The following is a 20,515-nucleotide window of genomic DNA, read 5'->3' on the forward strand; positions in this document are numbered from 1 at the left end:
GCACCGTCGCGGGCGGCGTGTTCTCTACTCTCGACGGGTGAGCACCCCAGGAGCAGCCCGATGATCGTCGCCTTCAGCATCGCCCCCGCGCGCCCGGACGACACCGGCTCCTACGCCGAGGCCGTCGCGGAGGCGGTCGGCATCGTCCGCGCCTCCGGCCTCCCCCACGAGACGAACGCGATGTTCACCAACCTCGAGGGCGAGTGGGACGAGGTGTTCGGCGTCCTCAAGCAGTGCACCGAGGCGATGACCGCGCGCCACCCGCGCGTCTCGCTCGTCGTCAAGGCCGACATCCGACCCGGGCACACGGGGATGCTCACCTCCAAGGTGCAGCGCATCGACGAGGTGCTCGGCGAGGGCTGAGCCCCACCGCTGGTCCCGCCCGAGCGGACGCCGCTCAGGCCGGGGTGGTGGTCAGCGCGGCGGCCGCCTCGACCCAGCGGGTGGCCTCGGCGAGGCTCGGCGTCGTGCCGAGCGCCCGCCGGGGCTTCGCGGCCACCCGGTAGCGCTCGACGAGGTCCGCCGGGTCGGCGGCCGCCAAGGTCGCGACGTCGGTGACGCCGGCGTCGTGCAGCACCGCGGCGTTCGTCCGGTCGACCCCGGGGACGCCGAGCAGCCCGGCGAGCACCGTGAACCGGCCGAGCTCCTCGCGGTCGACGCCGAGCAGGCTGACGAGGCTCGCCGAGGCGGTCGCGCGGGTCGCGAGCCGGGCGAACCCGCTCGTCGTCGTCACGTGCGCCCCGCGCAGCGTCGCCACCTGGGCGTCGGTCAGCCCGTCGATGTCCTCGACCGGACGCTCGACGACCGGCGCGGCCACGACCTCGTCCGGTGGCGGCTTGGGGACCGGGACGACGGTCATCGAGACGGTCGAGAGCGCGGCCGCGTTGACCTGGTCGCCGGGGCGCACGAACTGGAAGCCGATGGTCCCGACGGCGGTGACGTCGACGTGCACCTTGGACTCCAGGGTGAACTCGCGCACGGCGAAGTTCGACGTACCGTTGCCCATCGTCCCGAGGCGCTCGGCGATGCCGTCGAGCGCGTGCTGCAACCCGTCGGCGAGGTCGTCGGACGAGCGGGGCGGGTCGGCGAGCGCGGCCAGCTTCGCCTCGAGCGCGGCGTTCTCGGCGCGGGCCGAGGCCAGCTCGCCGCGGAGGGCGTCGACGATCTTCTCGAGGTTCTCCCCGGACGCGGCGGGGTCGGCGCCCGTGACCGGCGTGAAGACACCGGTGATGCCGTCGACCGTCACGAGGCGGTCGACGCCGATGCGCTCGAGCGCGGCGAGCCGGCCGGGGTCGAGCGTCGTGCGGACCTGGGGTGGGGTCATGGCGACGGGGGTCCTTCCTCGGTCGCCGGGAGCGGGGTCGGGGCGACGCGCTGGGGGGTCAGGGTGAGCCGGACGCGGGTGCCGGCGGCGGAGCGGTAGCCGTAGACGCCCACGGTCACGGGGTTGACCGTCCGGCACAGCAGGCGCGTGCGGGCCGGGCCACCGTCGTCCGACGCGACGCGGACGGCCTCGGTCGAGAGCTCGAGGTCGACCGACGCCTCGTCGAACGCGTACCAGAGCGGCGGGAGGGTGAGGCTGCCCGGAGCGGCGGCCGCGTACTCCGCGGCCCGGGCGCGGGCGTGCTCGTCGAGGAGGTCCTGCGCCTCGACGACGGCGGTGACCGTGCCCGCGAGGAGGGCACCCAGCTCGGTCTGCCGGGTGCCGCTCCCCGCGGTCGGCGAGGGGTCGCCGGTGGCCACGGTCAGAACGTGACGGTCGTGGACTCGGACACGATGCCCTTGCGGACGCTGACGACGACGTCGACCGGGGTGCGGTCGGCGGTCTCGTCGACGAAGGTCCGGGTCAGGAGGATCGTCAGCTGTCCGTCCCCGTCGGTCTGGTCGACGCCACCGACGTACTCCCACGCCACACCCGCCGAGTCGACCGCGAGCGTCTTGCCCGGGATGGGGTCTCCGTCGACGTTCTCGTAGGTGATGACGACCTCCATCGTCCTCGACTCCGCCGGCGGCCCGCCCACGTCGGTGATCGGGCCGGCGTCGATGCTGATCGACGGCCCGACGACCGCCTGGCGCGGGCGCGGCACCCCGATGTCGTGGCGCGGCTCGAGGATGGCGTTCATCCGCAGGAGGCCGACCGAGCTCTCGGAGCGGTAGCGCGTGTCGACGTGCGCCTGCGAGGAGTCGTACTGGAAGTTGTTGTAGCCGCCCCCGAAGATCAGGCCGATGCCGGCCTGTCCGTGCGAGTCGGTGTTGCTGTGCACGTAGCTGTCGCTCGACTGCGTCGTCGCGAACTGCGACGCCGAGAAGCGGCCCTGGAGGCGCACCTGCTTCCACTCGTAGAGGACGGGGTCGACGACGTCGATGAGCGGCAGCTTCTGCGTGAAGGTCTGCGCGCCCGTCACGGTGCCGGCGTCGTCGTACTCGACCTCCTGGACCGCGATGACGTCGACGAGCGTCTGCGACAGCGCGGACGTGGTGTCCGCCGCGGTCTTGTTCAGCTCCTGCTGCGTGCTGGCGACGGCCTGCCCGGTGAGCCGGACGAGGTCGCCGAAGGCCATGCCGGCGGTGTTGAGCTGACCGCTCACGTCGGTGTCTGCCATGGGACTCTCCTTCTCTCAGATCGTGAGCGCGTAGCTCTGGCTCATCGCGCCGAGCCGGGCGACGAGGGTGACGCGGGCGCCGGCGGCGCCGGCGTTCGGGACGTTGCGGGTGACGGTGACGAGCACTTGGCCCTCCGCGTTCGTGCTGTTGCCGGTGAACGGCGCGGTGGTCGAGAAGCTGGTGCGCAGCCCCCCGGCCTCGATCCGCAGCGGCACACCGGGGTTGACGTCGCCACCGGCCTTGCGCACCGTGACGACGACGTCGACCGAGCGGTTGACGCCCGCGCCGGCGACGGCGGTCTCCTTGACCGGCCCCTGCGAGAAGACGATCTGCGGGCCGATGGCGACCTGGCTGGGCACCGGCAGCTTGCCGGTCGTGCGTGGGCCGAGGATGGCATCCAGCCGCACCTCGCCGGAGGACCAGCTGGCCTCCTGCTCGTGCGAGGTCCGCACGTCCTGGGTGTTCTCGTACCCGTACTCGTAGTTCACCCCGAGGAAGCCCCAGAACAGGCCCGCTCCCCCGATCCCGCCGCCGGACTGCTTGGCGCTGAACGTCAGCCCGTCGCTCTCGTTGAACGCCCCGCACGAGAGGTCCATCGAGAGGGCGACGCGCTTCCACTCGTGGACGGTCGGCATGAAGAAGTTGAGGACCGAGAGGTCGGTGCTCACGAGCTCGGTGTCGGCGGCGACGGGGAGGCCGTCGTCGTCGAGGTGCTGGATGACGTCGGTGACGACGGTGATGTTCGTGTCGGCGAGCTCGTTGACGGTGTCGATGACGCCCTGGTCGAGCGCGGCCTGCGAGTCGGCGACGCCGATGCCGATGGACTTCAGGACGTCGCCGAAGGTGGGCGCGACGGCCCGGAGCTGACCGCTGACGTCGGCGGCCGCGACCCCGGCCCCGAGGCCGGCGGGTGCGCCGAGGCCGGCGAGGGCCGCGGCGGGGGCCGGGACGACGGGCGCCGCGGTGCGCGGCGCCGGGGTCACCGGGACGGTGGTCGTGGGTTCGCGCTCGGGCGTGCGGGCCCGGGCGGCCGTCTTCGCCGGACGGCGGCGGGTGGTGCTGGCCATGGTGGCTCTCCTTGCGGTGGGTGGGGTGCGGTCAGCCCGCGGGCCACGTCCTGACGACGAGGGCGTAGGGCTGCGGCCCCTGGGGGATGTTCGCGCCGTGGACGGCGAGCACCCAGGTGCCGCCGGCCAGCCCGTCGACGTCGACGACCTCGACCGTGTTCACGCGGTCGGGGACGCCGGGCCGGTCGGGTCGGCCGGGCTCGTGGTTGCCGTGGACCGGCGGCGACGCAGGGAGGGGTCCGGTGAGCGAGAGGTCGAGGTCGCAGACGAGGCGCTCCCCCGGGAGGTCGTACCAGCACAGGGCGGCCCGGAGCCGGCCCCCGTCGGGGACGCGCACCCTGAAGCCACGCGTCCCGCCGGTCCGCAGGGCCTTGGAGGCGGTGGCGTTCTCGAGGATGCGCACCTCGCTGCCGTCGGCCGGCCGGGGCAGCGACCCGTCGACGTCGACGCGGCCGAAGCCGCACCAGCGCGGGTCCTCGGGGCGGGAGCCGTCGCGGCTGCGGACGGTCGTCGCCCCGACGACGAGCAGCGCCTTGAGCGTCGCCCCCGCCGGTGCGTGGCCGCCCCGCTCCCGGCGCCAGCCCTGGCGCACGAGGGCGACGGCGCCCGCGGCGGCGGCCACGGCGGCGCTCGTCCCGCCGTCGACGACGTAGTGCGGTGCGGGAGAAGCCAGCCCCCAGCCGCGGCCGGTGGCGACGGTCGAGCGGGGTCCGACGAGGTTGGTGCCCGGTGCACAGAGGTCGGGTTTGCGCCGGCCGTCCCGCGTCGGCCCGGCGGCGGACAGCGGGGCCATCCGGTCGGGCTGCCCGCTCGTGGCGTCGGCGCGGTCGCGGGGGTCGGCGAAGCGCCGGCCCTCGGTCTGCAGCCGGTCCCACGTGCCGGGGAACCCGTTCGGCGTCGACCCCTCGGTGGCCCCTACGGCGAGGACGTTCTTGGCGCAGGCCGGCGACTCGACGGACCCGGGGTCCGCGACCCGGTCGCCGCCCCGGTCGGACCCGCCGTTGCCCGCCGCGACGAGGAGCACGGTGTCGGGGTGCTCGTGGAGGAAGAGGTCGGCCTCGTAGGCGTCGTTGTCGTAGGCGCCCCCGGCGGGTGTCCCCCAGGCGGCGACGTGGATGCGCGCGCCGCGCCTGCGTCCGTCGTCGAAGAGCTCGCGCAGGTCGGTCGGACGCCCGGCGAGGGCGTGCCGTGACGGGCCGACCTCGGGGTGCCCCGGCGCGACGGCGACGAACTGCTCGATCGCCTCGACGACGACCTCGACCCCGGGGGCGACGCCGCGGTTGCGTCCGCCGCTCTGCGCGCCGTCGCCGGCCACGACGCCCGTGACGAACGTGCCGTGGCCGCTCGCGACGTCGGCGGGGCCGTCGTCCGCGCCGGGGTTGGTGACGTACGGCGTCCACGAGGGGCCGAGGGGCCAGGAGCGCAGGTGGCGCAGCCGCCCGCGCAGGTCGGCGACCGCCGTACGGGGGTCGCCCGTGTCGAACCCGGTGTCGCACACCGCCACGACCTCGCCGTCACCGTCGAGGTCGTCACGCCATCCGCCGGCCGCGGCCCACCCGAGGTCGGGGGCGAGGCCGGCGGTGGCGGTGCGCGGCAGGCGGGGCCGCTCGACGAGCTTGACGCCGACGAGGGCCCGCACCGGCGCGGGGTCCCCCGGCCACTCGATGCGCACCTTGCTGCGTCCCTGGTCGAGGACCGTCGCCCCCAGCTCGCGCAGCCGGGCCACGACGAGGGGGCGCACGGAGTGCGAGAAGCACACGACGTCGAGCCAGGTCCGCCCGGGTCCGTCGTCCGGCGGGGTGAGTGGCCTGCGGCACAGCGCCTCGTCGTACGGGACGAACCCGCTGACGAACGGCAGGCGGCCGACGGCCTCGGCGGTCCGGTCGCGCCGGACCGTGAGGCAGGCCCCCCGCGGCGGGCACCAGAAGGCGACCTCGGCGCCGGCCCGCCGCAGCGCCGGGACCCAGTGCCCCAGCACGGGTCCGCTGAAGCGGGCCACGACGCGCGGGCCGCTCCCGCGCCGCCGGGCGCCGTCGGGGACCTCGACGGGGACGCCGTTGACGTGGACCGCTGGGGGTCGGTGAGGGGTGGCCACGACGGGAGGAGCACCGGACCGGGCTCCGTGATACGAGTTTGGATGTATGCAGAACCCTGTATATCCTTGCACCATGTCCAAGGTCCTCACCTCCCTCCCCGTCGGCGAGCGCGTCGGCATCGCCTTCTCCGGGGGTCTCGACACCTCCGTCGCGGTCGCGTGGATGCGCGAGAAGGGGGCGGTGCCCTGCACCTACACCGCCGACCTCGGCCAGTACGACGAGCCCGAGATCGACACCGTCCCCGACCGCGCCGGCCAGTACGGCGCCGAGGTCGCGCGCCTCGTCGACTGCCGGGCCGCGCTCGTCGAGGAGGGCCTGTCGGCCATCGCCTGCGGCGCGTTCCACATCCGCACCGGCGGGCGCACGTACTTCAACACGACGCCGCTCGGCCGGGCCGTGACCGGCACGCTGCTCGTGCGCGCGATGCAGGCCGACGACGTCGAGATCTGGGGCGACGGGTCGACCTTCAAGGGCAACGACATCGAGCGCTTCTACCGCTACGGGCTGCTCGCCAACCCCAACCTGCGGGTCTACAAGCCGTGGCTCGACGCCGACTTCGTCCACGAGCTCGGCGGGCGGCACGAGATGAGCGCCTGGCTGACCGAGCGCGACCTGCCCTACCGGCAGAGCCAGGAGAAGGCGTACTCGACGGACGCCAACATCTGGGGAGCGACCCACGAGGCGAAGACGCTCGAGCACCTCGAGGAGTCGATGGAGGTCGTCGAGCCGATCATGGGCGTCCGCTTCTGGGACCCCGCCGTCGCCATCGAGAGCGAGGACGTGACCATCGCGTTCGTCGAGGGCCGCCCGGTCGCGATCAACGGCAAGGCGCTCGACCCCGTCGCGCTCGTGCACGAGGCCAACACCATCGGCGGCCGGCACGGCATCGGGATGTCGGACCAGATCGAGAACCGCATCATCGAGGCGAAGTCGCGCGGCATCTACGAGGCCCCCGGCATGGCGCTGCTGCACATCGCCTACGAGCGGCTGCTCAACGCCGTGCACAACGAGGACACGATCGCGAACTACCACAACGAGGGTCGCCGCCTCGGCCGGCTGCTGTACGAGGGCCGCTGGCTCGACCCGCAGAGCCTCATGCTCCGCGAGGCCATCCAGCGCTGGATCGCCTCCGTCGTCACCGGCCAGGTCACCCTGCGGCTGCGGCGCGGCGAGGACTACTCCATCGTCGACACCCGCGGTGAGAACTTCAGCTACCACCCGGACAAGCTGTCGATGGAGCGCGTCGAGAACGCCGCCTTCGGCCCGCAGGACCGGATCGGGCAGCTGACGATGCGCAACCTCGACATCGCCGACAGCCGCGCCAAGCTCGAGCTCTACGCCGAGCAGCCGAACGACCAGGGCCAGCTGCTCGTCGAGAACGGCACCCTGTTCGGCGAGCTGCCCGCCGGCGGCTACGACCGCATCACCGACAACCCGCAGGCCTCGGGCGACGCCGAGCAGGCGCTCGACCACGCGGCGCTGGAGTCCGGCACCGACTGACGCCCCACCCGCCTCGACATTTCGGGGTCACCCCGAAATGTCCACGAGACCCCGGATCCGTTCCGGGGTCTCGCGGACGTTCCGGGGTCTCGGGCCGTCGGTGTCCACCGGCCGCGCCCCGGGACGTCGCCCGCCGCTCCTTGTCCGGGCCGCACAAATAGACTCACCGCGTGCCGCCCACCGCCTCGCAGGACACCCGCACCCGGGTCAGCCGCGCCGCCGGTGACCTCGGGGCGGCCGCGGTCCGGCAGATGGAGACCGACCACGAGTGGTTCCGCGCCCTGAGCGCCGAGAACCGCTCGTGGGTCGGGCTCGTGGCGCAGGCGGGCATCACGAGCTTCATCGACTGGTTCGGCGGCGACCAGGAGCGCGCGCCGGCCACGGCCGACGTCTTCGGCACCGCCCCGCGCGAGCTGACCCGCTCGATCAGCCTCGCGCAGACCCTCGACCTCCTCCGGACGAGCATCGGCGTCGTGGAGCGCGAGATCGCCGGTATCGCCGCCCCCGGCGAGGGCGACCTCGCCCGCGAGGCCGTCCTGCGCTACAGCCGCGAGGTCGCCTTCGCCGCGGCCGAGGTCTACGCCGAGGCTGCCGAGGCGCGCGGCGCGTGGGACGCCCGGCTGGAGTCCCTCGTCGTCGACGCCGTGATCCGTGGCGAGGCGGACGAGTCGATGCAGTCGCGGGCCGCGGCGCTCGGCTGGGGCGCGGTGAGCGGCGTCGCGGTCGTCGTCGGCTCGACACCGTCGGGCGCGACCGGACCGGTGCTCGGCGAGCTGCACCGCACGGCCCGCCGCCGCGGGGTCGAGCTGCTCGTGGCCATCCACGGCCCGCGGGTGGTCTGCATCGGCGGCGGCGTCGTCGACCCCGTCGCCCTCGCCGAGACCCTCGACCCGCACCTCGGCGACGGCCCCCTCGTCGTGGGCCCGACGGTCCCCCACCTCTTCGCCGCCGGGCGCTCGGCCCGGGCGGCGATCTCCGGCCACACCGCCGCGCCCGCGTGGCCGGCCGCGCCCCGTCCGGTCCTCGCCGACGACCTCCTCGGCGAGCGCGCCCTCCTCGGCGACCTCCCGGCCCGCAACGCCCTCACCGCCCGGATCGTGCGCCCGCTGCTCGAGGCGAGCGGTGGCTCGCTGCTCGAGACCGCGCAGGCGTGGCTCGACGGGGGCGTCGGGGTCGAGGGCACCGCGCGGGCGCTCATCGTCCACCCGAACACCGTGCGCTACCGGCTCCAGGGCATCGCCAAGGCCACCGGCTACGACCTGACCGACGCCCACGACGCCCAGACGGTGCGGCTCGCCCTGGCCTTCCACCGCCTCGGCCCGGCCGCCCGCACCGCCCCGCGTCCCTGAGGCCCCGCTGACAGAGATTGTGGGGATCCCACAAAAGGCGCCCGACAGGTTCGTCCCCGCCCGTCCCGGGCCGCGACCCCGCCGGATAGCAGGCTGGGGCACGTGATCATCATCGTCTGCCCCGGTCAGGGCTCCCAGACCCCGGGCTTCCTCGCCCCGTGGCTCGAGCTGCCCGGTGCCCGCGAGCACCTCACCGCCCTGTCGGATGCCGCCGGTGTCGACCTCGTCGCCCACGGCACGACCTCGGACGAGGACACGATCAAGGACACCGCGGTCGCCCAGCCCCTCCTCGTCGGTGCCGGCCTCCTCGCCGTGCGCGCCCTCGGCGGAACCAGCCGCGTCGGCGCGCTCGCCGGCCACTCCGTCGGCGAGATCACCGCGGCCGCCGCGGCCGGGGTCCTCGCCGAGGACGACGCGATGCGCCTCGTCGCCCTGCGCGGGCGCGAGATGGCGCAGGCCAGCGCCGCGACCCCCACGGGGATGAGCGCGGTCGTCGGCGGGGACCCGACCGAGGTCCTCGCGGCCATCGAGTCGCACGGCCTCACGCCGGCCAACGTCAACGCCGCCGGCCAGGTCGTGGCCGCCGGCGAGCTCGACGCCCTGGCGGCCCTCGCCGCCGAGCCGCCCACGCGCGCCCGGGTCATCCCGCTCAAGGTCGCCGGCGCCTTCCACACCTCGTTCATGCAGCCCGCGGTCGACGCCCTGGCCAGCGCGGCCGGCGACCTGTCCCCCGCCGACGCCGCCGTGCCGCTGGTCTCCAACCGCGACGGCGAGGTCGTCACCGACGGCCGCGAGGTCCTCGACCGGATCGTCGCCCAGGTCTCCAACCCGGTCCGCTGGGACCTCTGCTCCGACCGGTTCGCCGCGCTCGGCGTCACCGCGATCATCGAGCTGCCCCCGGCGGGCACGCTCGTCGGGCTCGCCAAGCGCGCCCTCAAGGGGGTCGAGCTGCTCGCGGTCAAGGGACCCGAGGACCTCGACGCCGCTCGCACCCTCATCGAGGAGCACTCCGCATGAGCCCCACCCCCAAGGGCACCGGCCACCTCACCGCCGGCCCGGTCACGCACTCCCGGATCGCCGGCATCGGCGGGTACCGGCCGCGCCGGGTCGTCCCGAACAGCGAGCTCGTCGAGCGCATCGACTCCTCCGACGAGTGGATCCGCGAGCGCTCGGGCATCATCGAGCGCCGCTTCGCCGGCGAGGGCGAGTCGGTCATCGACATGTCCGTGCTCGCCGCCGCCCCCGCGCTCGAGATGGCCGGCATCACCGGCGCCGACCTCGGTGCGGTCATCGTCGCGACGGTCAGCTGGCCCTACCAGACCCCCGCCGCCGCACCGCTGGTCGCCGAGCGCCTCGGGTCCACGGCCGCGGCGTTCGACATCTCGGCCGCGTGCGCCGGGTACTGCCACGGCATCTCGCTCGCCTCGGACATGGTCCGCACCGGCCAGGCCGAGCACGTGCTCGTCGTCGGCGTCGAGCGCCTCTCCGACTTCACCTCCCTCGACGACCGCGGCACCGCCTTCATCTTCGCGGACGGCGCCGGCGCCGCCGTCGTCAGCCGGTCCGACACCGTCGGCATCGGCCCGACCGTGTGGGGCTCGGACGGCGCGCAGTGGGAGGCCATCTCGCAGACCGAGTCCTGGATCGACGTCCACGAGAAGCAGCTCGGCTGGCCGCACATCGGGATGGCCGGACAGACCGTCTTTCGCTGGGCGGTCTGGGGCATGGCCCCCGTGGCCCAGCAGGCGCTCGACGCCGCCGGCATCACCGCCGACCAGCTCGACGCGTTCATCCCCCACCAGGCCAACGTCCGCATCATCGACGCGATGGCCAAGAAGCTCGGGCTGCCCGCGGACCTCCCGATCGCCCGCGACATCGCGTACACCGGCAACACCTCCGCGGCCTCCGTGCCGCTGGCGATGGAGCGGATGGTCCGCCACGGCGAGATCCCGAGCGGCGGCCTCGCGCTGCAGATCGGGTTCGGCGCGGGCCTGTCCTACGCGGCGCAGGTCGTCGTCATCCCCTGACTCCCGTGGGCCCACGGGTCACCCGGGCCGAAGCACCACCCCACCCACACCGAAGGAGACAGCACATGGCTGACCAGCAGGAGATCCTCAGCGGCCTCGCCGAGATCGTCAACGAGGAGACCGGCCTCGACCCGGCCGAGGTCCAGATGGACAAGTCCTTCACCGACGACCTCGACATCGACTCGCTGTCGATGATGACGATCGTCGTTAACGCCGAGGAGAAGTTCGGCGTCCGCATCCCCGACGACGAGGTCAAGAACCTCACGACGGTCGGCGACGCGGTCACGTTCATCCAGTCCAACCAGGGCTGACCCCACCGGGCGCGGCCTCCCCGACCGGGAGGCCGCGCCGGTCCCCACCCGCACCCACAAGGAGCTGCAGCACCCATGAGCGAGCGTCGCGTCGTCGTCACCGGACTCGGTGCCACCACGCCCCTCGGCGGCACGATCGCCGAGACGTGGGAGGGCATCCTCGCCGGACGGTCCGGGGCCAAGCCCCTGCCCCAGGAGATGCTCGACCGGTACGAGATGCCGGTCCACTTCGCGTGCACCATCGCGCAGGACCCGCTCGAGGTCCTCACGAAGGTGCAGGTCCGCCGGATGGACCCGAGCGCGCAGTACGCCGTGATCGCCTCGCAGGCCGCCATGGAGGACGCCGGCTCGCCGGAGGTCGACCCGGAGCGCCTCGGCGTCGCGATCGGCACCGGCATCGGTGGCGTGTGGACGCTGCTCGACCAGTGGGACAACCTGCGCGAGAAGGGCGTCCGCCGCGTCTTCCCGCTCGCGGTGCCGATGCTCATGCCCAACACCTCCTCCGGCAACGTGTCGCTGCTGCTCGGCGCGCGCGCTGGTGCCCACACGACCGTCTCGGCCTGCGCGTCGGGTGCGGAGTCGATGGGCACCGCCTACGACATGATCCGTGACGGCCGCGCCGACGTCGTCGTCGCCGGTGGCACGGAGGCCGCGACGCACCCCATCTGCTTCGCGGGCTTCGCCCAGATGCAGGCCCTCTCGACCCGCAACGACGACCCCGCCGGCGCCTCGCGCCCCTACGACACCGGCCGCGACGGCTTCGTCATGGGCGAGGGCGCGGCCGTCATGGTGCTCGAGGAGTACGAGCACGCGAAGGCCCGCGGCGCGCGCATCTACGCCGAGTTCGCCTCGATCGGGATGTCCGCCGACGCCCACCACATCACCGCCCCGGAGCCCGAGGGCGCCGGCGCCTCCCGCGCGATGCGGGCCGCCGTCGAGCGGGCCGGGCTGACCGACAGCGACATCGTGCACATCAACGCGCACGCGACCTCGACCCCGGTCGGCGACGTGGCCGAGGCCAACGCCATCCGCCGCGCCTTCGGGTCCGCGGCCGACGCGATGCCGGTCAGCGCGACGAAGTCGATGACCGGGCACCTGCTCGGCGCGGCCGGCGCGCTCGAGGGGCTGCTGACCGTCCTCGCGGTGCACCACCGCACGGCGCCGGCGGCCATCAACATCGAGGACCTCGACCCGCAGATCGACCTCGACGTCATCCGCGGCGAGCACCGCACGCTGCCCGACGGTGACATCGCGGCGCTCAACAACTCCTTCGGGTTCGGCGGCCACAACGTCGCGCTCGTCGTCAAGAGCATCTGAGCCGCAGCCGAAACGCCCCCGGACCGACCAGGTCCGGGGGCGTTCGTCGCGCTCTGGTTGCGAGCTACACCGCAGTACGTGTCGCTGGAACGACACTTACTGCGGTGTAGCACGCGATGAGCGTCAGCCCACCTTGTGCAGCCAGCGGACCGGCGCACCCTCGCCGGCGTAGCGGAACGGCTCGAGCTCCTCGTCCCACTCGAGCCCGAGCAGCTCCTCGATCATCTCCTGCATCGCCTCGGGGCTGCCCTGGGCGAGGACGACGACCTCGCGCAGCCGGTCCTCGTTGACGACCGCGTCGCCGTTGGCCGAGGTCCACGTGTGGTGGATGCCGAGGCGGGGGGTGTGCGACCAGCGCGAGCCGTCGGAGCCGGGGCTCGGCTCCTCGGTCACCTCGTAGCGCAGGTGCTCCCAGCCGCGCAGCGCCGACGCGATGCGGGCGCCGCTGCCGGCCTCGCCGGCCCAGCTGAGCTCGCCACGGACCATCCCGGGGGCGGCCGGCTGGGCGGTCCAGTCCACGCTGACGCGGACGCCGAGGACTCCCTCGATCGCCCAGATCACGTGAGGGCACAGCGCCTTGGGCGTGGAGTGGACGTAGACCACTCCACGCGTGGTGGCGCGCTGCATCGCGGACATCCCGGTCTCCTTGTCGTGCGGTGGACGTCTTCCCCAACGTCGCCGCTCGAGCCGTGGGCCGGTTCGTGCCGTGTCTCGCGTCTGCGGGCACGCCACGCGTGCCGGTTGTCTGCGCACAGTCTGCCCCACACGACGCACCCGCACCAGAGATCACACGGATTCGTGGTGCGGGTGCCCCGGCCGCGGTGGCCCGTCAAATCGTCGTCGCGCCCGAGGTCCTCGTGCTGCTCGTGCCGTTGGCGTCGCTCGGGTCGCTCGAGCCGGTGCCCTGCCCGCCGCCGGTGCCCTGCCCGCCGCCGGGCATCCCGCCCGGGCCGCCGTGCTCCTCGGTCCCGGTGACGGCGAACTGCGCCGAGACCAGCACGTCGACACGGCCGGCGTCGGAGGTGACGGTCACCTCGTAGCTGCCGTCGGACAGGGCGCGGACGCCGCTGACCGTCCCGCCGTCGACGGCTCCCTGCGCCGCCGCGACGGCCTTGCTCGCGGCCTCGGCCGTGAGCGTGCCGCCCTCGTCCATCATCCCGCCGCGCCCACCGCCGGGCATCCCGTCGGCGCCGGCCTGACCCCCGTCGGGCAGGGTGCCGCTCGACGAGCCCCCGCCGTTGGCATCGGCGCCGGTGCCGGGCGAGGCCGACGCCGACGCCGACGGCGCGGCGGTGCTCGTCGTCGTGTCGGCCGCCCCGGCGAGCGAGGCGCCGGTGAGGCCGAGCGCGACGGCGGCGGCGATACCGACCCCGCCGATCGCGAGGGTCCTGGTCTGTCGGTCCATGGGGTGCTCCTTCGTCGTGGGGACCATCTGCACCCACGGTCACGGGCCGGGCTGTGCCGCACCTGTCGCCGCAACGTCCCTGCCCTGTGTCCTCACGGCCGCCCACCGCCGTCCGGACGACGTCGTGCCACCGCTAGGCTCGGCGCACCCGTGGCCGAAGCGTCACGGCCCGGGGCGTTAGCTCAGTCGGTCAGAGCAGCGGACTCATAATCCGTCGGTCGTCGGTTCAAGCCCGACACGCCCCACCACATATCCGCTGGTCGCGGCCCTGCTCGGGTGCCCTCACTGCATCCGGTGGCCGTTGAAGGGCTCCCAGAGGGCTCCGGTCAGGGCTACGTCCAGTCCATCATCGCGTCGCTGATGATGTTGTTGATGAGGCTTTCGATGACGACGACGGCCTCCTCGCGCCCGATCACGTAGCCCGTCGGATGTCCGCAGCGGTTCCGTGTGTCCAACTTCTCTGTCAGCAGCAGTCGCGCGTTCTTGTTGAAGACACCGGCGTCCTCGCAGAGGAGCAGGAAGTTCTTGTCATTCAGATACAGCAGGTCGTTCTTCTTGCTCACCTTGCGGTAGGTGCCCAAGAAGTGGCTAACACCAACCCGGCGATGCCCAAGACCAGCAGTGCAAAGCCCGGAAGCAGGCTTGCGCCGTACGTCTGCTCGCGGTTGGTCACGATTAGACCCTAGGTCGAAGCCACACCACCCGCGGCATTTCCGGAGGTCAGTCAAGATGTAGAGGACGGTCCGGCCACGTCTCGCTCCAGAAGTCCGTGTCGCACCACCGAGCCCAGTGGCTGCTTGCTCGCTCGTCCCCTCCGGCTAGCCAGCGCTCTGCAGCCACTCGAAGGACGCGCTGGGCGTCTTCGGGGGCCACGTGATCGAGTTTCGGAGCATCAAACAGGTCGCTGAGTCCCATCCACTGTGTGTAGACCGCACCGCCGTGCGGCAGCCAGGTCATGTCATCCACAACCGCGCCCGCTGCGTCCATTGCCGCCTCGTAGGACATCCATGGATCCTCCGCCGCGATCACTTCAAGCACCCACGGGTCCACGTTGTCGCGATAGAGCCGCGCCTCGCGGTCGTCTTCATCGTCAGAGCCAGGCATATTCATGCCTGCATATTGGCGCACGCGCGCCAGGTCTGGTCGACCGTCCCGGACGCTCGGCAGAACGTCCGCTCATCGGCAGAGTCGACCACTCACCATCGGCAGATCCGGACGTTCGGCAACCCGCACAATCGCTTACCAACTGCAAGGGCTCCGAAAGGGCTCCGGTGCTGCGTCGGTGAAGGTTGGCCGGGGTTGCCCGGCGTTGGTAGAGCCGGGGTGTCAAACCTGCTGTATTACAGCCGATTCCGGCCGTTCGGGCTGGTCGAGCGCTCGCCAGGTCGAGCAGCCGGATCGGCTCGGCGTCGTTCTCATAATCCGTCGGTCGTCGGTTCAAGCCCGACACGCCCCACCACGCCGCGCGGATGCACCGGCCGCGCCGGCCTGACCCCGTCGTGGCGCGCCCCGTGGCGCGAGACGTGGGGCGATGACCCCACCTCCGGCGCCACGTGCACCACCACCGCAGCCCGCATCGTCGGCACCCCGCGGGATCGGGGTCGAGCCGGCCGGAAACACCCGGACGCGGCCTCAGGACCACGCACCGGGTCCGACCGCGTCAGGGCAGGACGAACCTGGGCTCGACGGTGACGCCCGAGACGACCTGCACCGGTGTCGCCGTCGAGGGCGCGTCGCTGCCGTCGTTGCAGATCCGGGTCGACCCCTCGGTGACGCAGACGACGTAGCGCCCGGGCCGCAGCGGGATGGAGCTGCCGACCGCGTTCGCCTTCCCGGTGCCGTAGCCCCAGACGCGCAGGCCCGACGGGACGTGGACGTAGTCGATGCTGACGTCGGACAGGTCGCCGTCCGGGTCGACGATCGTGGGGTCGATGCGACCGGGTCGGAGCAGCGTGAGGTCCGGGACGCGCACGGTCGTCGTCGGGGCGACGACGAAGGTCCGCGCCCCGGCGGCGACGAGCTGGGCCACGGCGTCGGGTTCCTCGACCTGGCGGGGGATGCGGGTCAGCCCCGTGGCGACCTCGTTGGCGAGCGGCGACCCGTCGCCCCCGGTCTGCCAGCCCCTCTCCGTCCAGACGACGTACGTCCCACCCGGCGGCACGACCGCGCGCCACGAGGTGTCCTTCACCTCGTTGACGCCGAACGAGATCTGCATCGGCTTCATGGGCGCGTCGACCCGCTCGACCATGACGAAACCGGAGACGTCGTGCCCTCCCGTGGGACCGAGGACCTGACCGGTGAGGAGACCGCTCGGGGCGAGGGCCACGTCCGAGCGGACCAGACGCGCGCCCAGGGGCAGCGACACCCGCGGGTCGGACGGTCCGGTCCCGCCCTGGCACGCGGCGACGTACCGGCCGTCCGTCGTGAGCTCGCGGCCGTCCCAGGTGCCGGTGCCGGCGCACACCTGCACCGCATCAGGGGCGACGGGGACGAGGTCGAACGTGCCGTCCGCCCGGCCCGCGCCGTACCCCACCCGCCCGTCGGCCGAGACGAGGGGACTGCTCACCGCACGACCGGTGTCGGCATCCCTCACGGTGCCCGAGATCACGGCTCGCGGGGCGACGACGGCGAGCCGGTCGACGACCACGTGGACCGAGCCGGGGGTGACCGCCCTGATCCAGAGCCGGCCGCCACGCGGCGGGGTGGGCACGAACACGGTCGCCGTGACGGTCTCGCCGGCCGCGTAGTTGAGGAAGCTGCCGCTCCAGAGGAACGGGTCCTGGCCGCTCTCGGTGACGGCGTCGCGTTCGGCTCCGTAGCGCAGGTACCCGCTGCGGGTGCCACCGGTGACCGTCACGCTGAGCAGCGTCCCCGACGAGGCACCGGGTGTGGCGGGCAGCTGGCGGTCGGTCGTGCCCGTCAGCGGACCCGCGGAGGTGGTGCGGGTGTCGAGGATCCGCGCGGGAGTGCGCACCTCGACGCCGGCCGGCACCACCTCTCCGCCGCCGGCGACCCATCCGAAGGCGTCGGCCACCACGTGCACCGGTCGGCTGGACATGTTCCACAGCCGCACTCCCCCGGTGGGCGACACGCCGACGACGGTCAGGGCCGCCCGGTCCTTCCCGACCCGGTAGGTCAGCGACGTCGTCGACGGTCGGCTCGTCCCGGAGGGGTGGGCGACGAGGTAGCCGGCGCGGGTCGGCTTGACGGCCACGACGTCGAGGACGGCGGCCGCGGCCCCCCGCGGGATCGACCCGGCGGGGAGGGTGACGTCGCGGTAGCCGTTGGCCGGGACGGCGACGGCCGACGTGCGCGTGTCGAGGACGCGCGTGCCGCGCAGCGGGCGCAGGGACCCCGGCCGGACCGTGGTGCCGCCGGCGAGGACGTACCCCTGGAAGGAGAGCAGGACGTGGGTGCTGCCGCGCGACCCGTTCGTCACCTTGAGGGTGCGGGAGGACCCGAGCGTGACCACCGCCGTGTTGGGCACCGGGGCGCCCGGTACGTAGTTCACCGTGGAGGCGGCAGGACGGCTCCCCCCGTCGCCCCAGACCGTCAGCCACCCGTCGGCGGTCATGTCGACGGCCGTGACGGTGAGGATCACCGCGGTCGCGTCGGCCGGGACCGGACCGGTCGACCCGAGGACGTCGAGCGTCCTCGTCTCCTGCGGGCGCAGCTCGGCGCTCCTCCGCGAGTCGTAGATGACCGAGCCCACCCGGCGCAAGCTGCTCTGGTCGCCGAAGCCCACCACGCCCGCCGCCGGACCCTGCACCGTCCCCACGGCGGCGCTCGACGACCGCACGGCGTCGACGGGTGCGGGCGGTGCGGCGGCCGCGCCCGTCGGAGCGAGGGCCGTCACGAGGACGGCGGCGACGGCGAGCACGAGCCCGCGCGGGCGAGACAGCGACACGGTGATTCCCCCAGAGACGTGTGGTCCTTCGCGCGGATCATAGGCTGCCCGCGCCCCGTCGCGCCTCCCGTCGCAGGAACGACACGCACACCGGGCGCGGAGGGCCCTCGGGCAGGGCGTCAGCCGGACGGCGGCGGGTGGCCGGTCAGGGGTCCGAGGCTCGTGAGGGAGGAGACGGCGGGCTCGAGCCGCGCCACGAGCTCGTTCCCCCGCAGGAGAGCCTCTGCGGGGGCCACCACGCCGAGATCGCCGAACGCGGTGTCGCTGAGGACGTGCTCGAGCACACCGGCGCACGACGCCGACGCGAGCACCGCCTCGTCACGTGCCCCGGCCGGGGTCGCGCCGGCGACGACGGCGAGGAGGTGATGACGGAGCGGCTCGACGACCTCACGTCGCGGGCGGCAGCGCGGCGGCCTCCATCGGCGCACCCTGCGCGGCACGGCCAGCGCTGCCCCGCGCCGGACGACATCATTCCCCAGCCGGTCCCACAGGTCCGGGCCGATCGCGTCGAGCGCCTGCACGACCGGCACCGGGCCGGGGCCGGCCGCCGCCATCGCGGCGCCCCACGACGCGACGAGACCGCCGTCCCCGGTGCCGGCCGCGGGTCCCGGTCGGACCGCGGCGCCCCCGGGACCGTCGACCCACTCGGCCGCACCGCTCGCCACGACGTCGCAGAGCGCGGCGGCGCGGGCCGCGGTCACGACGGCGTGGTGGCGCGGCCGCAGCCACTGCTCGTCCTGGCCGAGCAGCCAGACCACGTGCGCGGCCGGCAGGTCATCCACGGCCCCACCCTCCCGGACCCGGTCGCCGAGAGGCGGCCGCCTGTCGTCGCCGCCTACGATCTCGCCTCCGCCCTGGACTCGCGCCGGTTGCGCAGGGCCACCTCCACCGCGGCCCCGACGACCAGCAGCTCGGCGACGACCGCCGCGGCGGCCCACCGGCCCCGGTGCTCGTGCGTCGCCTCGATGACCTTCAGTGCGCTGAGCAGCAGGCCGACCTGGATGAGCACGAGCGACACCCACCGGCGGCGTCGTCGCTCCACCGCGTCGTGCGCGTCCGACGTCATCGCTCCACCCCCGTCGCTCCCCGGCCACGGTCCCCCGGGTCCCTTCCGTCGGGGCAGTCTGCTGCCGGCCCCCGCACGCGTCAACCCGGCCCGGTCGGGGTAGCACTGGGATGACGCATCCGCGCCGTACCCGAGCGAGAGGAACCGACGTGTCCAGAGTCGTCGTCGTCACCGGAGCCAGTGGGGGGATCGGGCGAGCCACCGTCCGCGAGTTCGCCAGACGGGGCGACACGCTCGCCCTGGTCGCCCGCGGTGAGCGCGGGCTGGAGGCAGCCGCCGAGGAGGTCCGCGGGCTCGGGGCGCGAGCGCTCGTCGTCCCGACGGACGTCGCGGACGCCGACGCCGTCGAGGCCGCCGTCGAGCGCATCGAGAGCGAGCTCGGCCCGGTCGACGTGTGGGTCAACGTCGCGTTCACCTCGGTGTTCGCCCGCGTCGACGACATCCGCCCCGAGGAGTTCCGACGGGTCACCGAGGTCAGCTACCTCGGCTACGTCTACGCGACGATGAGCATCCTGCGCCGGATGAAGGAGCGCGACCGCGGCACGATCGTCCACGTGGGGTCGGCCCTGGCCTACCGCGGCATCCCCCTCCAGAGCGCCTACTGCGGCGCGAAGCACGCCATCCAGGGGTTCCACGAGGCCGTCCGCGCCGAGCTGCTGCACGAGCGCAGCGCCGTGCGGGTGACGATGGTGCAGATGCCGGCGGTCAACACGCCGCAGTTCTCCTGGGTGCTCTCGCGCCTCCCCCAGCAGGCACAGCCCGTGCCCCCGATCTACCAGCCGGAGGTGGCCGCCCGGGCGGTCGTGTTCGCGGCCGACCACCCCCGGCGCCGCGAGTACTGGGTCGGCGCGAGCACCGTCGGCACGCTGGCGGCCAACGCGGTCGTCCCGGGACTGCTCGACCGCTACCTCGGCCGGACCGGATTCGGGTCGCAGCAGACCGGTGAGCGCAAGCCCGACGACCAGCCGAGCAACCTCTGGGAGCCCGCCGACGGGCCGGACGGGCGCGACTTCGGCGCCCACGGCGCGTTCGACGACCGCGCCCACGCGCACAGCCCCCAGCAGTGGGTCGCGCAGCACTACCCGCTGCTCGCCGGCGCCGCCGCCGTCCTCGTGGCCACCGGTGCCGCGGTCGCCGGGAGGCGTCGGTGAGCGGCGGCTCCGCGCTCCTGCGGCTCGCGGGCGTCGCGGGGACCGCCTGGGGCGGGGTGCTCCTCGCACGGGGTGACGACGTGTGGCGCCGGCTCGAGGGCCGCTCGCCCGACTCCGTCGAGGAGCTCGCCATCCGGGCGCTGGGCGGCCGCCACCTCGTCCAGGGCGGCGTCCAGCTCCTCGCCCCCCGGGCCAGCCGCCGCGTCGCGGTCGGCGTCGACGTGGTCCACGCCGCGACGATGTTCGCCCTGGCCCTCGCGTCACCGTCCCGGCGCACCGTCGCCACGACCACCGGGGCCGTCGCCCTCGTCGGCGCCGCCCTCGGGGTGGCGGCCGGTCCCCGCTGACGTCCGCACCGGCCGCCGCCGGCCTCGTGCGACCGCGGAATCGCCGTGGGTGCCCGACGCCCCGGCAGCGGCGCTCGCGTGGCACTCTTCCCCCGGGGTTCGTCCACGCCATGGTCCCGGAGACCGCCCGGTCACGAGCCCACGCACCGACCACCGTCACTCGACCCCTGGGGACCTCCGTGATCCTGCTCGTCATCGCCGTGCTGCTCGTCGTCGCCGTGGTGCTCGCCTCGCGGGGCCGCCGCACGGGTGGGGCCTCGCGGCTCCCGCAGGTGCTCGCCGGTGTCGTCGTGCTCGGCGTCGTCGTCTGGGTCGTCGTCATCGCGGTGCAGGCCAACGGCGCCTGACCCGAGCGTCCACCGGCACCG

General features: G+C 74.0%; 22 protein-coding genes and 1 tRNA gene. 11 read left to right on the top strand and 12 right to left on the bottom strand.

Annotated features, from left to right (window positions below; genetic code table 11):
- Positions 1-60 precede the first annotated feature (60 nt).
- Entirely contained in the window at positions 61-363 is a 303-nt protein-coding gene (locus IG69_RS0117310; RefSeq protein ID WP_030529426.1) for a thiamine-binding protein, read from the top strand.
- A gap of 34 nt (positions 364-397) precedes the next feature.
- On the opposite strand, the gene IG69_RS0117315 is transcribed toward IG69_RS0117310, so the two are convergent.
- From IG69_RS0117315 to IG69_RS0117335, 5 genes are read right to left on the bottom strand one after another with little or no spacing between them, the layout of a single operon-like run.
- On the bottom strand, positions 398-1,324 hold the full coding sequence (locus IG69_RS0117315) for a DUF4332 domain-containing protein (RefSeq protein ID WP_030529427.1): 927 nt from the start codon (positions 1,322-1,324) through the stop codon (positions 398-400).
- Positions 1,321-1,743: a hypothetical protein gene (locus tag IG69_RS0117320; RefSeq protein ID WP_030529428.1), complete on the bottom strand. Its 423-nt coding sequence runs from the start codon at positions 1,741-1,743 to the stop codon at positions 1,321-1,323. The genes IG69_RS0117315 and IG69_RS0117320 overlap by 4 nt, the downstream gene beginning before the upstream one ends.
- A 2-nt stretch (positions 1,744-1,745) precedes the next feature.
- On the bottom strand, positions 1,746-2,603 hold the full coding sequence (locus tag IG69_RS0117325) for a hypothetical protein (RefSeq protein WP_030529429.1): 858 nt from the start codon (positions 2,601-2,603) through the stop codon (positions 1,746-1,748).
- A 15-nt stretch (positions 2,604-2,618) separates the two neighbouring features.
- Positions 2,619-3,671, bottom strand: a complete 1,053-nt coding sequence (locus IG69_RS0117330; RefSeq protein ID WP_051750703.1) for a hypothetical protein — start codon at positions 3,669-3,671, stop codon at positions 2,619-2,621.
- A 31-nt stretch (positions 3,672-3,702) separates the two neighbouring features.
- Complete coding sequence (locus IG69_RS0117335; RefSeq protein WP_030529431.1) at positions 3,703-5,766, bottom strand: S8 family serine peptidase; 2,064 nt, start codon at positions 5,764-5,766, stop codon at positions 3,703-3,705.
- 73 nt (positions 5,767-5,839) lie between these two features.
- Here IG69_RS0117335 and argG point away from each other — a divergent pair, with 73 nt between their 5' ends.
- The 6 genes from argG to fabF all read left to right on the top strand — a co-directional run bounded on the left by argG (position 5,840) and on the right by fabF (position 12,271).
- Positions 5,840-7,267: an argininosuccinate synthase gene (gene argG, locus IG69_RS0117340; RefSeq protein WP_030529432.1), complete on the top strand. Its 1,428-nt coding sequence runs from the start codon at positions 5,840-5,842 to the stop codon at positions 7,265-7,267.
- 170 nt (positions 7,268-7,437) lie between these two features.
- A complete protein-coding gene (locus tag IG69_RS0117345; RefSeq protein ID WP_036830544.1) occupies positions 7,438-8,616 on the top strand; it encodes a PucR family transcriptional regulator in 1,179 nt (392 codons plus the stop codon).
- Positions 8,617-8,718: 102 nt separating this feature from the next.
- Positions 8,719-9,633, top strand: a complete 915-nt coding sequence (locus IG69_RS0117350) for an ACP S-malonyltransferase (RefSeq protein ID WP_030529434.1) — start codon at positions 8,719-8,721, stop codon at positions 9,631-9,633.
- Entirely contained in the window at positions 9,630-10,643 is a 1,014-nt protein-coding gene (locus IG69_RS0117355) for a beta-ketoacyl-ACP synthase III (protein ID WP_030529435.1), read from the top strand. The genes IG69_RS0117350 and IG69_RS0117355 overlap by 4 nt, the downstream gene beginning before the upstream one ends.
- Positions 10,644-10,708: 65 nt before the next feature.
- Positions 10,709-10,954, top strand: a complete 246-nt coding sequence (locus tag IG69_RS0117360) for an acyl carrier protein (RefSeq protein ID WP_030529436.1) — start codon at positions 10,709-10,711, stop codon at positions 10,952-10,954.
- 75 nt (positions 10,955-11,029) lie between these two features.
- The gene (gene fabF / locus IG69_RS0117365; protein WP_030529437.1) at positions 11,030-12,271 is read left to right on the top strand and encodes a beta-ketoacyl-ACP synthase II; all 1,242 of its coding nucleotides are present in this window, start codon (positions 11,030-11,032) and stop codon (positions 12,269-12,271) included.
- Positions 12,272-12,394: 123 nt separating this feature from the next.
- Here the strand turns inward: fabF and IG69_RS0117370 are convergent, their stop codons facing one another.
- Both IG69_RS0117370 and IG69_RS0117375 read right to left on the bottom strand, forming a co-directional pair.
- The gene (locus IG69_RS0117370) at positions 12,395-12,898 is read right to left on the bottom strand and encodes a DUF3145 domain-containing protein (protein ID WP_030529438.1); all 504 of its coding nucleotides are present in this window, start codon (positions 12,896-12,898) and stop codon (positions 12,395-12,397) included.
- Positions 12,899-13,100: 202 nt separating this feature from the next.
- Entirely contained in the window at positions 13,101-13,676 is a 576-nt protein-coding gene (locus tag IG69_RS0117375) for a hypothetical protein (RefSeq protein WP_030529439.1), read from the bottom strand.
- 171 nt (positions 13,677-13,847) lie between these two features.
- On the opposite strand from IG69_RS0117375, the gene IG69_RS0117380 reads away from it, so the two are divergent.
- Positions 13,848-13,924 (top strand) — tRNA-Ile (locus IG69_RS0117380).
- 84 nt (positions 13,925-14,008) lie between these two features.
- Here the strand turns inward: IG69_RS0117380 and IG69_RS0117385 are convergent.
- From IG69_RS0117385 to IG69_RS0117405, 5 genes are all read right to left on the bottom strand, one after another.
- Positions 14,009-14,239 carry a hypothetical protein gene (locus tag IG69_RS0117385; protein ID WP_030529440.1) on the bottom strand — a complete coding sequence of 77 codons (231 nt, stop codon included), beginning with the start codon at positions 14,237-14,239 and terminating at the stop codon, positions 14,009-14,011.
- 157 nt (positions 14,240-14,396) lie between these two features.
- Positions 14,397-14,780 carry a hypothetical protein gene (locus tag IG69_RS0117390; protein WP_157577705.1) on the bottom strand — a complete coding sequence of 128 codons (384 nt, stop codon included), beginning with the start codon at positions 14,778-14,780 and terminating at the stop codon, positions 14,397-14,399.
- A 556-nt stretch (positions 14,781-15,336) separates the two neighbouring features.
- Positions 15,337-17,583, bottom strand: a complete 2,247-nt coding sequence (locus tag IG69_RS0117395) for a hypothetical protein (RefSeq protein WP_030529442.1) — start codon at positions 17,581-17,583, stop codon at positions 15,337-15,339.
- 119 nt (positions 17,584-17,702) lie between these two features.
- Complete coding sequence (locus tag IG69_RS0117400) at positions 17,703-18,365, bottom strand: hypothetical protein (protein ID WP_030529443.1); 663 nt, start codon at positions 18,363-18,365, stop codon at positions 17,703-17,705.
- Between the two features lie 53 nt (positions 18,366-18,418).
- The gene (locus IG69_RS0117405; protein ID WP_030529444.1) at positions 18,419-18,649 is read right to left on the bottom strand and encodes a hypothetical protein; all 231 of its coding nucleotides are present in this window, start codon (positions 18,647-18,649) and stop codon (positions 18,419-18,421) included.
- 149 nt (positions 18,650-18,798) lie between these two features.
- On the opposite strand from IG69_RS0117405, the gene IG69_RS0117410 reads away from it, so the two are divergent.
- From IG69_RS0117410 to IG69_RS22240, 3 genes are all read left to right on the top strand, one after another.
- A complete protein-coding gene (locus IG69_RS0117410; protein ID WP_030529445.1) occupies positions 18,799-19,800 on the top strand; it encodes an SDR family oxidoreductase in 1,002 nt (333 codons plus the stop codon).
- Positions 19,797-20,147, top strand: a complete 351-nt coding sequence (locus IG69_RS0117415; protein ID WP_030529446.1) for a hypothetical protein — start codon at positions 19,797-19,799, stop codon at positions 20,145-20,147. The genes IG69_RS0117410 and IG69_RS0117415 overlap by 4 nt, the downstream gene beginning before the upstream one ends.
- A gap of 179 nt (positions 20,148-20,326) precedes the next feature.
- Positions 20,327-20,494, top strand: coding sequence for a hypothetical protein (locus tag IG69_RS22240; RefSeq protein ID WP_157577707.1), 168 nt, complete (start codon positions 20,327-20,329; stop codon positions 20,492-20,494).
- Positions 20,495-20,515 lie beyond the last annotated feature (21 nt).

It is taken from the genome of Phycicoccus jejuensis (genome assembly GCF_000720925.1).
Lineage (GTDB): Bacteria > Actinomycetota > Actinomycetes > Actinomycetales > Dermatophilaceae > Phycicoccus > Phycicoccus jejuensis.